The sequence below is a fragment of the Paenibacillus sp. JT31N7 genome (assembly GCF_059692095.1).
In genome coordinates this window covers 90,268-102,905 of record NZ_JCAUAT010000001.1, presented here as the reverse complement: position 1 = coordinate 102,905, position 12,638 = coordinate 90,268, and the positions used below count along the sequence as shown (strand labels likewise).

10 protein-coding genes are annotated in these 12,638 nt (G+C 52.7%); 2 read left to right on the top strand and 8 right to left on the bottom strand.

Annotated features, from left to right (window positions below; translation table 11 throughout):
* Positions 1-452: 452 nt before the first annotated feature.
* The 3 genes from AC58P5_RS00445 to AC58P5_RS00435 form a co-directional block, all read right to left on the bottom strand.
* On the bottom strand, positions 453-3,017 hold the full coding sequence (locus tag AC58P5_RS00445; RefSeq protein WP_497383896.1) for a diguanylate cyclase domain-containing protein: 2,565 nt from the start codon (positions 3,015-3,017) through the stop codon (positions 453-455).
* 21 nt (positions 3,018-3,038) lie between these two features.
* Positions 3,039-3,650: a biliverdin-producing heme oxygenase gene (locus AC58P5_RS00440; RefSeq protein WP_497383895.1), complete on the bottom strand. Its 612-nt coding sequence runs from the start codon at positions 3,648-3,650 to the stop codon at positions 3,039-3,041.
* 264 nt (positions 3,651-3,914) lie between these two features.
* Entirely contained in the window at positions 3,915-5,732 is a 1,818-nt protein-coding gene (locus tag AC58P5_RS00435) for an APC family permease (protein WP_497383894.1), read from the bottom strand.
* Between the two features lie 173 nt (positions 5,733-5,905).
* On the opposite strand from AC58P5_RS00435, the gene AC58P5_RS00430 reads away from it, so the two are divergent.
* Positions 5,906-6,049 carry a hypothetical protein gene (locus AC58P5_RS00430; RefSeq protein ID WP_497383893.1) on the top strand — a complete coding sequence of 48 codons (144 nt, stop codon included), beginning with the start codon at positions 5,906-5,908 and terminating at the stop codon, positions 6,047-6,049.
* A gap of 259 nt (positions 6,050-6,308) precedes the next feature.
* On the opposite strand, the gene AC58P5_RS00425 is transcribed toward AC58P5_RS00430, so the two are convergent.
* On the bottom strand, positions 6,309-7,079 hold the full coding sequence (locus AC58P5_RS00425) for a DeoR/GlpR family DNA-binding transcription regulator (protein ID WP_497383891.1): 771 nt from the start codon (positions 7,077-7,079) through the stop codon (positions 6,309-6,311).
* Between the two features lie 322 nt (positions 7,080-7,401).
* Here AC58P5_RS00425 and AC58P5_RS00420 point away from each other — a divergent pair, with 322 nt between their 5' ends.
* Entirely contained in the window at positions 7,402-8,262 is an 861-nt protein-coding gene (locus AC58P5_RS00420) for an EamA family transporter (RefSeq protein WP_497383890.1), read from the top strand.
* A gap of 149 nt (positions 8,263-8,411) precedes the next feature.
* Here AC58P5_RS00420 and AC58P5_RS00415 read toward each other — a convergent pair whose 3' ends face one another.
* The 4 genes from AC58P5_RS00415 to AC58P5_RS00400 all read right to left on the bottom strand — a co-directional run bounded on the left by AC58P5_RS00415 (position 8,412) and on the right by AC58P5_RS00400 (position 12,555).
* Positions 8,412-9,362 carry a chitosanase gene (locus tag AC58P5_RS00415; protein ID WP_497383889.1) on the bottom strand — a complete coding sequence of 317 codons (951 nt, stop codon included), beginning with the start codon at positions 9,360-9,362 and terminating at the stop codon, positions 8,412-8,414.
* 303 nt (positions 9,363-9,665) lie between these two features.
* On the bottom strand, positions 9,666-10,262 hold the full coding sequence (locus AC58P5_RS00410; RefSeq protein ID WP_497383888.1) for a TetR/AcrR family transcriptional regulator: 597 nt from the start codon (positions 10,260-10,262) through the stop codon (positions 9,666-9,668).
* Positions 10,263-10,308: 46 nt separating this feature from the next.
* Complete coding sequence (locus tag AC58P5_RS00405; protein ID WP_497383887.1) at positions 10,309-11,796, bottom strand: NAD(P)/FAD-dependent oxidoreductase; 1,488 nt, start codon at positions 11,794-11,796, stop codon at positions 10,309-10,311.
* A 210-nt stretch (positions 11,797-12,006) separates the two neighbouring features.
* Entirely contained in the window at positions 12,007-12,555 is a 549-nt protein-coding gene (locus tag AC58P5_RS00400; RefSeq protein ID WP_497383885.1) for a GNAT family N-acetyltransferase, read from the bottom strand.
* Positions 12,556-12,638 lie beyond the last annotated feature (83 nt).

Here is a 12,638-nt window from a genome sequence, read left to right as displayed (position 1 = left end):
GTAAACCATCAGCCTGTCTTAGAGACCGGACTTTAACCTATTCTCTGAAGGATTGTATGTAATTATTACGTCGGGGCGCCGTTTCCTAAATGTCTTTAACCGTTTCTTCAGAGAGAAAAACCAAACCCGCCACTAATTCCATTAGATGGATTTATAAATATTAGTAGTTTGATTAATTAAGAGGTTATTTATTTGATAATTCGGAAGTTAACGTAAATAAACAGAGAAGGGAGAGGATACAATGAGAAGTAAACGGATGAGGAGTTCCGTCGGCGCTATGAAGACATATACCCTTTCTCATCAGGCATCCTATGCAACCTTCTCGGATGGGGTGCTCTGGATCGGCACCTGGACACCAAAAAATTCAAATGACGGGCGGACGTGTCCTTTACAGACAAAAGACCCTGCAGTCCCAAATAGGCTTTGCAGGGTCTTTCTTTGCGAACTTGCACTTATACAGGCCGGATAACCGATACGCGGTTTCTCCCTTCGTTTTTCGCTTTCTGCAGCGCACGTTCCGCCGCGTAGACGAGATCGTCCGGACCGCTCCCCGGCTCCGGATAAGCCGATGCCACGCCCAGGCTGACGGTGAGGTAATCACCGCTGTCGCTGTGAGTCTGCGGGATTTTCATGGAGAGGACGCCGAGCCGGATCTGTTCCGCCAAATCGACGGCCTTCTCGAGTACAGCTTCCAGCCGGAGGACGAACGTCCCGCCGCCGTACCGGGCGATCACCGCTTCGTTCGGCTTGCCGATCGCAACGAGGATGTCCGACATCCACTGCAGACAGGTGTCTCCTCCCTGATAGCCGTACAAGGCGTTGTAGGCTTTAAAATGGTCGATGTCCATCAGAATCAGAGAAACAGGCGTTCCCGCCGCCGCGGCACGCTGCCACTCCTCCTCCAGATTCTCGTCGAAGAAGCGGCGGTTGGGCATTTCGGTCAGGGAGTCCGTGTTAATAAACGTCTGCAATTGGTTGCTGACTTCCGAGAACACCTCTTTCTCCTCTTCCTCTATGCGCCGCACGATGGCAAACAAGGAAGGCTTGCCGCCGTAAATGACGCTCGCCATCGTAATCTCAAGCTGCAGCTCCCCTCCCGTGACGGTTACGTATCTGCCGCTCATCGAAAACAACGAAAGCGCCGAGGTGTCCAGATCCGCCATTTTCTGCTGCAGAACCGGAAAAAAATCGGGATGGACGAATTCCGCCACCGATTTGCCGATCAGGTCTTCCGGGTTCGCGGCTTGAAGAAGCTCCGCGCTCTGTTCGTTGCAGTAAACGATACGCTTATCCGTGATCGTAAAGAAGGCAACGGGTGAAAGCTCCATAAGCTGCAAATACCTTTTCTCGTTTTCCTTGAGAATGCGGGAATTTTGCCGAGCCTGTTCCTCCGCCTGCCTCATCTGATTTTCCGTCTGCATGAGCACGATGGATTTCAGGTCGGGCAGCGCCCGCAGCTCCTGGATTTTCCATGGCAGAGACGACGACTCCACAACCTGTCTCCATTTCTCGAACGATTTGCGCGGCGACAGCCGGACGCCGTCGTTCTCCCTAAGCACGGCCTTGGCAGGATCGCCTGCCCAATTGACGATTTGGACGACCTCGGGACGGAACCAGATGATATAATCTTTGCCGTCCGACGACAGGGCGAGATAAAGCGCCCCGGAAGCGGTCTTTTTGTAAGCGGCCGCAGGCGGATGCTCCTTGCTGAGCCGGGACGTGTGATATTCATAATCATCGGCTTGTCTGGACATCCAGAACGCCAGTTCCCGTATTTGCTCTTTTTCCGGGGTGCCGCCGAATAAGGCCAGCTTATCCTTGTAGCTGACAGCGACGCCGGAGGCGTTCATCACCTGCAGAAGAGATTTTTCCTCCAGTTTAAGCTGCTCCATGACACGATTGGCACTCGTATTCCCAATGAAAATATTGGAAATCCGGTTAGCCATCGTCTTCAGTTCAATTTCGGTCTGATAGTCGTCGAGCTGCTGCCTCTGATACAGTTCACTGGAGAAAAAGAAGCCCAGGAAGTTGCACAGGTTGCGGATCCGATGGGTGATATATTTCGGTGAATAGTGGTGGCAGGTGACCAGACCCCACAGCTTGTTGTCATGAATAAGCGAGATCGTTGTCGTCGCCCCTACCCCCATGTTCTGCAAGTATTCGATATGCAGCGGGGAGACGCTGCGCAGCACGGACAAGCTTAAATTGAGCGGTCTGCCTGTCATGGGATGAAGCGTAGGGACAATCTCTACCGGCTTGTAATGCACATCGACGATCATCCTCAGCCAGTTTCTCAGATACAACTCACGGGCCTGCTTAGGGATGTCCGACGCGGGATAATGATGGCCCAGAAACGGCTCCAGCCCGTTTTCTTTCGCCTCGGCGATCACCTTGCCGTTCCATTCCTCGTCGAACTCGTACACCATGACCCGGTCGTAGCCCAGCATCTCCTTGATCTGTTCCGCGGCCATCTGGCTGGCTTCCACCCGGTTGCCCGCCCGCTTCATTTTGCAGAAGAACGTCTGGATCCATTCGTAGTCTTGAAAGGTCCTCTCTTCCTTGTCGGACGCGGGTTCAAGTTCAAGAATAAGAAGATCTTCACTTTCGTGCATAATGCCGTAAAAAGAGACGGGTTCATCCCGGACTTCAATGGAAATCGTCATATAATGCAGCTTGGAAGGATCGAACGTCCGGTTCCCGAGTTCTTCCTGCAAAGCGTCCAGCTGCGCTTTTCCCACGACCTCTTCCAATGAGAGTCCCAGAAGCTCCTCCGGAGTCCGACCCAGGAAGTGATCGACATTCCGGCTGCATTGAACGATTAACGGCTGTTCTTTCGTATGGGTAACGGCAAGGAGGACACCGTGCGGCTGAATCAGGCCGGGAATATGAATGGGCTCCTTTTCGCAGTTGGTCAGGTCAATCTCTTCATTAGGGGAGGCAAAATCCCCCTCCGTTAATAATGTCCGGTTAAGAACTTCCGGAAGTTCCGGATCTTTCGGCTTGCTTGTTTCTGTCATAAAGGCATCTGCCCCTTACTTTTAAATTACAGCCGTATGACTCCCGGGAGCTTCCTTCAGCCATTGATCCAGGAGGATAAAGGTTTCTTTGGCAGCATCCAGGACCTGTTCCTGCTCTTCTTCCTTCACATTCTCCAAAAGAAACTCGCGGAATTCGGTCCACTTGGTCCGGAGCTCCGCTCCATAGCTGTTGAAATAACGCCCGTTCACTTCCGGGTCTACCGAAAGAATTGCCTTCAATTGCTTTGTAATCAATTGCCCGCCAAGCGTGGAGCCTTCCAGCACGTACAAATAGCCGAGCGCGCGGGGGAACGTGGAGACATCCGGAAGGCTGGCGCAAAGGGGCAGCTCTTCGATTTGCCCCTTTGTCAGGCCCAACTGCTCCAAATCGTTTTCGAGAAGGGGCGCTTTCCGGCGGGATTCGATATCGAAACCGCGTTTTCCCCATTCCGGCAGCGCGCTGAACGCTTTTTCCGACGGCAGGATAAAGCCGTAAAATTTCTCCAGATAAGCCTTATAGGTTTCGGGCGTTAAAGATTTATCCATAATCGCTTTCGCATACGCGTTCTGCTCGATCTGATCGTGAAAGGGCGCCGTTTCTTCTCTTAACCGGCTGGCGATAGTAGTTGTCATTACGATTTCCCCTTATCCTTTTTTTTATAATGATAGCAAAAGCCCGGGATAAAAGCACACGCGGCGCGCCAACACATGAAGAGGTTCGGCGCTTTTCCGCAAAATACAGGGTACTTCCCCTCTACATTTTCCGGCGAAGCAGCAGTTTGAAAGGGCCGGTTCCCCTCCCGGAGCATCAAGCGCAGGATCTGATCGGGAAATCTGTGCATACTTTCCCTGGAAATAAAAAAATCCGCGCGCTCCGCGGATTTTTCGAGTTATTTTTTATTTGTTCAAATGATAAGGAACCGTCGAGATGACCACATCTTTGCGGTTAAACAGGTAAGCTCTAAGCAGCAGACTGGTCTGATTGTGCAAAATGTGCTGCCACCAGTGCTTGGTGATAAACTGCGGGATCAGCACCGTAATATGGTCGGTTTCCGCCGTTTTCCACTCCACCGTGTCGACAAACTTGATGAGCGGCCGGATAATACTGCGGTAGCTCGAGCGAAGTACGATCAGCCGCACACCGGGGTCCCACTCCTCCCATTTCTTCTCCATGCGCTCGATATCCTCGTCGTTAAAACCGACATAGACGGCCACCACGTTGTCCGTAACGGATTTGGCATAGCCGAGCGATTGTTTCACCACTTGAGTGATACCGGCGATCGGGACGACAATCGTGTTTCCTTTGATCAGCGGTTTATCGCGTGCAAGGTCGATGCGGAGCTGGTCGGCCGTATTTTCGTAATGCCTTTTGGTCTGCATAAAAATAAAGATGACCAGCGGGAGGAAGAAAAACACCATCCAGATCTGGCTGAACTTCGTGAATACAAAGATCAGGGAAATCGTTAACGTCGTTAACATGCCGATCGTATTGACGATAAAGCGGCCGAGCCAGCCGGACGGCTTCAGCTTGAACCAGCGGACCATCATCCCGAGCTGGGAAAGCGTAAAGGGGATAAATACCCCCAAAGCGTACAGAGGGATCAGGTTTTCGGTATCCCCGCTGAACACGATAACGAGCAGAGCCGATAAGACGCCCAGATTGATGATCCCGTTCGAAAAACCGAGACGGTCGCCGCGGACCATAAACATCCGGGGCATGAATTTATCCTTGGCCAGCATAAAGGCAAGCAGCGGAAAAGCCGAATACGCCGTATTGGCGGCCAGAAACAAGATCAGCGCCGTAACGCCCTGAATGAAGTAATAAATAAATCCCCGTCCGAAGGTGGCGTTCGCGATTTGCGAAACGACGGTTTCTTTCTCGCTGGGCGCAATGCCGTACCAGTACGCGAGAAGGCTGATTCCGATGAACATCGCACCGAGAATCGTGCCCATCATGACCAGCGTCGCCGCGGCGTTGCGTTCGGCCGGTTTTTTGAAGTTCGGGATGGCGTTGGAAACCGCTTCGACCCCGGTCAATGCCGAGCAGCCCGAGCTGAATGCTTTCAAGATCAGAAACAGACTGATATTCGATACGGTCGTACTCATTTCGGGAACAGCGGCATGAACGCCGCCGGTGAAATATTTGACCACGCCGGAAATGATCAGCACAAAGATCGAAATGACGAATAAATAGACCGGCAGAGCGAGCACCGATGCGGATTCCGTAATGCCTCTCAAGTTCATGATCGTCAGAAAAAGGATCATCGTCAGCGCGATCAGCACCCGGTGATCGTGCAGGGACGGAAACGCCGACGTGATGGCGTCCGTTCCCGCGGAAGAACTCACGGCTACCGTGAGGATGTAGTCCACGAGCAGCGAGCCGCCGGCCAGCAGGCCGGTATGAACGCCGAGATTATTTTTCGCGACGATATAGGCGCCGCCCCCGGTAGGATAGGCAAAGATGGTTTGCCGGTAGGACAAGATGAGAATAAGCAGCAGACCGAGTACGCCCAGTGAAATGGGGACCGAATACCAAAGTGCCGTAAAACCCGCGGCCATCAGGACGATCAGAATTTGCTCGGTCCCGTATGCGACGGATGACAGGGCATCGGAAGACAGGACGGCGAGTGCCTTGAGCTTGTTGAGTTTCTCTCCTTCGATTTCTGCGCTTTTCATGGGACGTCCGATTAGCAGTCTTTTAAATTTACCGACCATGGCGATACTTCCTCTCCATTTTCTTCTGCCCTGAACGTCTTAGCTCCACAGCGTATGTCCCGCTTTTCGGGTTATTATTTTGTTTTTAAAGCCGGGATATCCAATTAAAAACAAAAAACGGGACCAAAAAACCGCGGGAACGTCAGATTCCGGCGGCATCGGATACGCAGCTTATGAAGCGGTTGAGCAAAATTAAGTATAGCTACCCCAAGGCGGCGATGGCGGAAGAAGCAGGCGTAAAATCGGGCAAATCGGATCGTTTTAAAGCGGAAAAAAAGCTTTTCTTCGAGCAAGCCCGTCTTCGGCTCATTATCTGATCGATTTACGTGTTTTATAGCGGTAGGCCGGATCAGCCCTTTAAAACATGATCCAGTTGATTCTTCAATCTCTCCGACAAACCCGGCCGTAAGGCCAGGAAAGTGGCATCGTCGGTAAGATGGACACTGACAAGCCCCGCCATTCGGCGGAAGCGACGCCGATGGCCTGAAAAACCAAGAAGACAGGAGCTTTTTGCGCTCCTGTCTTCTTTTCCGATAGGCATAGTTATTCCGGCCCGGGTTACGTTCGTGCCCCTTCTTATAAACTTATCCGCATTTCGATGCCGAGCGCCTCCACACTGTCGATCCAATCCCGCGGACACCCCGAGTCGGTGATCACCATCGAAACTTCCTCCAGCTTGGACACACGGGCAAAGGTCGTCACGCCGAATTTGGTGTGGTCCGCAACGAGAATGGTCTCTTCCGCCCGCTCCATAATTGTCCGCGAGAGAACGGCTTCGTCCAGATGATAATCGGTAATGCCGTCAACCAGCGATATCCCTCCAACCGAGATAAACGCTTTGTTCACCTTAAACTGATGAAGCAGATGATCCGTCAATGCGCCGGTTGCGGCCTGATAATGCCGATTGATTTCGCCTCCGGCAAAAATGATTTTGCCCGCAAACGTATCCATCGCAGCCGTTAAAATCGGAACGGAATGCGTGATCAGCGTCACGTCGGGTCGGTTCTGGAGATGACGCAAAATTTCGAGCGTCGTTGTCCCGTTATCCAGAATGACGGTTTCTCCTTCCCGGATCAGCGAAGCCGCGAGTTTGCCGATAGAAGCTTTCTCCCGCCGCATCATCTGAGCTCGCTTAAGAAACGGCGGCTCTATCCGGTCGGATCTGACTTTTACGGCACCGCCGTATACTTTGCGCAGCTTGCCTTCTTTCTCCAGACGGTCCAAGTCCCTGCGGACCGTTTCCGTCGAGACGTTAAATTCAGCGGAAAGCAGGTGAACCTGTACTTTTCCTTCCATTTCCAGCTGCTTTAAGATCGTGTTCCTTCTGTCTTCGTAAGTCAAGGACATAAGCGGCCTCCGATAACAACCATTTCCCTATTACATGTTGAATGATGTTGTTTTTCTACAGTGTAAAAGTTGCTCTCTCTTCTGTCAACTTTCCGCATCGCGTCGGATTTATAAGTGATTATCCATGTTACGATACATTCGGCTCGAAGAATCCAGGCTGTTGCATCATTTGTTTTTCACATTGACACCTCAATGATATAAGCATACAATTACATTCTAAACCACATAAAACATCACAATACCACATCCCACAACAACATCGCCCGGCAAAAGAATACCCAACCTAATTCGCCGGACGAATGACAGCTACGGAGATGATTCCATGATCCTGCTTGCCTTTTTACTCGTCGTACTTTCGGGCCTCACTCATTCAATCTGGAGCCTGTTTGCCAAAAGCAGCCGCAACAAGAGCGTTTTTTTGTGGTGCATCGCCATGATCGCCGCCGTTGCCCTTTTTCCCCCGTTCATCCAGGAATTATGGTCCGCATCCCTTGATAGCGGGGCCTGGCTCCTGCTTCTGGTCTCTGCCGGGCTCCAGGCCGTCTACGGACTCCTGCTATCCCGTACCTATCAGATGGGAGATTTGTCCCAAGTATATCCGATCATGAGGGGTACCAACACCCTGCTCATTCCGGCATTCGGCGTCGCTTTTCTCGGTGAATCTTTGTCCGTTCCCGGCTGGATCGGTCTTCTCTGCATGATTATCGGCTTCGTTATGCTCAGTGGTCTGCTGACGCGCAGATCCGTCTCACACGGAGAAGGATTCTCGCTGGCTCCCGTGCTGATGGCCTTGGGAGTCGGCTTATGTACGACTTCCTATGTGCTCGTGGATAAAATCAACTTGCAGCACGTTTCCGCCCTTACCCTGCTCGAGGTAACCAATATCGGCTTCGCTGCCGGATTAACTCCGGCAGTCCTGTCGTCCAGGCAGCTCTCCGCCGAATGGAAACTCAACGGGAAGCGGATTGTGCTAGGCGCCGTCTTAAACACCGGTTCCTACCTGCTGTTTTTGCTCGCGCTCGCCTATGCGCCGGTCGCGCATGTGTCGCCTGTCCGCGAAATCGGAACCGTGTTCGCCACCCTGCTTGGTATTTTCGTCCTGAAAGAAAAACAGGGCACCATCAGGATCCTAAGCTCCCTGGTGATAGCCGCCGGGATCATGCTGATCGGATTTTTCGGCTGAACGGAGGCGATCATGCGTTTTTAATGATCAACGTGTAACATACAAGATCCCCGACGGTCCCGCACCTTTCATGTAAAAAAAACCCGAAGATCCGGTTCCGGAAGGAACCAGGTCTCCAGGCCGGCTGTGCATGCGCAGCTCTTTTGCGTTTACTTCATCGTCCAGCTTGTCGCTTTCTTAACCGCCGCATCCGCATCTTTCAAATCCGTTTCTCCCGTGCTCAGAAGCGAACTCCACTGTTTCACCCGGTTTTTGCCGTTGGGCGGCTGGTTGTATTCGTTCGTGTCCACCACCAGCGTGCGTTTGGCGTAGAAATTCGTCATAAATGTCTTTTCGTTCGTGCTGCTGCCGGATTTGGCCAGAATGCCTTCCAGACTTCCCGAGTCTCCCTCGGCCCCTTGATTCAAAGCCGTATCCACAAAAGATCCGATCGTCAGAGCCGAATTAAATCCGCGCTTGCGCGCCTGCTCGACGCTGTATTTGATATACACATTGTAGAACGTGTGCCACATGGCCTCTCTCCAGTTCGGATCGTTCTGCAGACCTTTAATTTTGCCGCAGAATACTTTCTCGCTGTCGTTAATTTTCAGGATCGACCCCTTCATCGTGCCGTTAACTCCGATTCTGGCAAGCGCCCCTTGCACGGAGGGATTTGCGGCTCCGCTTACGGCGTCATATTCCTTGAAGAGCGCCGGTCCGTCCGGGCCCGTATCGTTGGACCCCCCTGTCGTCGCGCCGAAAATACCGATCGTATAACCGCGGTCATCGTCGATGTCTTCGCAGTACCCATAGTACCCGGTCCATTTCAGCGAGTCTTGTTCGGCTTTGTTCACCAGTTTCATAATGTTGTCCCATTGCTCTCCGTCCAAACCGGTTTTCGATTTCAAAAATTGAAGAGTAGCCGGGGAAAAATTATCGTCGTGGGAATTCGCCGCACCTGCGGCAAATGCTTCACCCTGCGACGGATTTCCGTCAGCCAAAGCTTTCGCGGGCAGCGAGGCGGATGTGAACAGAAGCGCGCTCGTTAAAGTAAGACTTAGTGCGGCAACCAGACATGATTTCACCCGTTTTCGTACGGATACTGATTCTTTCGTTTGCAAGCAAATTCCTCCTTAGAATCCTAATAAGTTAAAGCGCTTTAACTTTTAAAAAGGGAAGGCCTCCTTACTCAGAACATATTCGGCCGACCGGTGCCCTATACCTCTTTTGCCTGCTTGAAGAATTTGTAAATATCCCCCTCTTCGCTTCATCGTGATCGAACCCAGCCAGCGTAAAAAGCTCCCGCCGGTTTCCCGGACGAGAGCCCTCATAAAACGTGCCGTCTCCGGCAATCAGCTGCAGCTTAAACGGCATCGTAGGAAATTCGCCATGCCTGAACGGGCGCAGCTAAGCCCATGACGGTTTTACCTCTTCGTAATCATCCGGAGGAGACGATCTGCCGGGGGAACCCGGTAATCACCGTTCCCATCGGCGGTCACCACCATAATTCCCGACAATACCGAAATATAAGACGCGATCATTTCCTCCGTATCCCCGGCCTCCAGCTCGCCCCGTTCCTGCCCTTCGCGAAACAGCGGCAGCAGCTGCTCCACGTAAGTATCCAAGGAGTAATCCTTTATGAGCCGACCTACCTTGTCAGGCACTCCCTCCGAGGTCCGCGCCTGGTGGATCAGCATAAAATAAGGCGCCCCGCTTTTATCGAGCATACCTTCGGATAATCTCCTGATTTTATCAAGAGGCGTACCCGGAAGCCGGTAAACTTCCTTCATCGCTTCCCGGGAAGCTTCCATCGCGCCTTGGACGAGCGTCGTAAACAATTCTTCTTTGGAAGTAAAGTAATGGTAGAGCAGACCGTGACTGATTCCGGCCTCCGCGGCGATCATACTCATTTTCGTACCGATGATTCCCCTTTTCGCAAAAACGCGGAGGGCGGCCTGCATAATTTGAACTCTGCGTTCATCCCGTATCTGATTTAACTGCTGATCGTTTAAAGGTGCCACTGTAATCCTCCACTTCACGTGCTGATGTCCAAATTATAGCATCCTTTCAGACCGTTTCGTAAGCCGTTTCGGAAAACGCCGGGACGATCTCCTCCAGTACGGCGGCCAGGGAGCCGGAGCCTTCCGGAAGAAGCTTGTCAAGCAATCGCCTGCCTTCCTCGGAGGAAGACAGCACCTCCCGTACCATGTCCGGATGGAACAGCTGACCCGGCGGCAGGGCAAGCGTATTGACGGCCCAGTACAGGCCGAAAAATTTCATGTTCTTATCCCCGGTCGCGTATTTCAGCACAAGGTTCATGTATCGCTGCCCGAACTCGATTCCTTTCAGGGGCGCGGCACCCGAATACGTTACGCCTTCCCAGCGGAGATCGGCCGCGCAGTTTAACCACCAGGCAGGCTCTATCACGTCCTGGAGCCGGCGCAGTACGCTTCGTTCGAACTCCGGCGAAGGCACCTCCGCCAGACTCTGCTTCCGCAGGCAGGCTTCGAGGGTCTCCGCTTCGATGGCCGCCACCGTCATCCCCTGCCCGAAGATCGGATCGTAGATGCAGTAAGCGTCTCCGAGAACGAGCAATCCCGCGGGCCAATCCGTCATCTGCTCGAAGTGCCTGCGGTACAGCTGCGGCACACGGAATCCTCTCGGAGAGGCGGCCGGTTCCAGTTCTCCGAGAATTTCCGCGATGACGGAGTCGGGGAGATCCGCGGCCGCTTTTTCGTATTCGTCTTCCTTCGTGGGCGGATATTGTCCTCCCGGGCGGTACAGCAGCATTTCCGCCAAGTTATTTTCAATAAAAGACAAAACACCCGTAAACGATCCTTTAGCCGGCTGCCCGGCGATATTAATTACATCCCACTCCTCGATAAGATGCTCCTTATTGGCCGGGACCCGGTACCTGCGGGTACTGTAACCGAGATCTACGTTCAAATAATCGGAGGCGGGCACTTCCAGCCCCATAAATTCCAGCCACTTCGTCAGTTTGGACAGCCGTCCGCCAGTATCGATAACAAGATCTGCCTGATAGGACTTCTCTTCTCCGCCGCTGCTCCTGCCCCGTATAACCGCGCCCGTCACTTTCTTCCGGTCCGGGGTGCTCAGAAGCTGAACAACCTCATGGCCCGGAAGAAAAGACACCTGCGGGATGCGTTTCACCCGTTCTCGGATCACCCACTCCAGGAGAGCTCTGCTGAATTTGATGTCATTGCGCGGGTAGGGCCCGCTGATCGTTCCGTACTCGTTCATGTTCGTCACGGTTTTGTTCAGGGATGACAGCGCGCCCAGTTGAAGCAGATCCTCCTCGTAGCCCGGAAAATAACGCTCGACTATCGTCTTCCCGCGCGGGGTAAAACGATGCGGGTGGTATCCTTGCGGCGTCCCGGAACGGTCGGCGGGCTCCAGGGGAAATTCGTCTTTGTCGACAACAAGCACCTCTTCATAAAAATCCGCGAGCACCCTGGCGGTCAACAAGCCGCCTATGCTCCCTCCGATTACTAGCGCTTTTCTTTTGGCGCGATTACCGATATTTTGAGTGTTCATCTTATTTCCTCCTTTATTTTGATTGATTTATTCAGTCAATTATCGTGCAAAAAAATCATTCACTCACAACGACTAAATTTATGATTGATTTATTCAGTCAACAATAGATTAATACAGCTTTTTCCATATGTCAATAGATTTCGGCAGGAGGCCGGTGCGTGAAATAAAAAAACTCCCGCCCCTTAGAAAGAAGGGGACGGAAGCAGATATTCAGCGTACGGGCAGCACGTTTTGGTACAGGCTGAATCCGTCCGACTCGCCGATATACGTGTAGCCGCACGTTTTGTAAAAAGCGTTTAAGGTCTCGTTGCCGGCGATACAGTCCAGACGGATCCGGTCTTTGCCCGGAAACGACATTTCCTGTCCGATCCAGTCCATCACCGTTTTCCCCAGGCTTCTGCCCGCTTGTCCACGGTTAACGACCAGACGGTGAAGATAGACGGCCGTCCCGCTTTCCTCCGGGTCCAGGTTCCAGAGATTGCGGTCCCACTCCGCCGGTTCCTGCTGGAGAATTACGCAAGCCTGAAGAGCACCTTCCGCCCCCTTGAACACGACAACCTCCCCGCGTTCCAGGGCGCCCGCCATATCGTGATCGTCACTGCCGGACAGCAGCCCGGACCACTGGGTCGATCCTTTGCTCCGCAGCCACTTCGCGGTCTCCACCATCAGGCGCTCGATTTCCGGGTATTCTTCCACCCCGGCTATACTCGCTTTCATTTCAGAATTCACCTGTTCGTTCAGGAGTTTCATAATCGGCATAAGACACCTCGGTTTCAGCTTGTATATTTTGCCGTCTCGTCCGGCTACGTGATTGTACCATAACCGGCTGCGGCATTTCTAAC

Coding starts and splice junctions, on each gene's coding strand:
- AC58P5_RS00405 (WP_497383887.1), bottom strand. CDS start 11,796: ATGAACACTCAAAATATCGGTAATCGCGCCAAAAGAAAAGCGCTAGTA.
- AC58P5_RS00400 (WP_497383885.1), bottom strand. CDS start 12,555: ATGCCGATTATGAAACTCCTGAACGAACAGGTGAATTCTGAAATGAAA.
- AC58P5_RS00435 (WP_497383894.1), bottom strand. CDS start 5,732: ATGGTCGGTAAATTTAAAAGACTGCTAATCGGACGTCCCATGAAAAGC.
- AC58P5_RS00430 (WP_497383893.1), top strand. CDS start 5,906: ATGAAGCGGTTGAGCAAAATTAAGTATAGCTACCCCAAGGCGGCGATG.
- AC58P5_RS00440 (WP_497383895.1), bottom strand. CDS start 3,650: ATGACAACTACTATCGCCAGCCGGTTAAGAGAAGAAACGGCGCCCTTT.
- AC58P5_RS00445 (WP_497383896.1), bottom strand. CDS start 3,017: ATGACAGAAACAAGCAAGCCGAAAGATCCGGAACTTCCGGAAGTTCTT.
- AC58P5_RS00425 (WP_497383891.1), bottom strand. CDS start 7,079: ATGTCCTTGACTTACGAAGACAGAAGGAACACGATCTTAAAGCAGCTG.
- AC58P5_RS00420 (WP_497383890.1), top strand. CDS start 7,402: ATGATCCTGCTTGCCTTTTTACTCGTCGTACTTTCGGGCCTCACTCAT.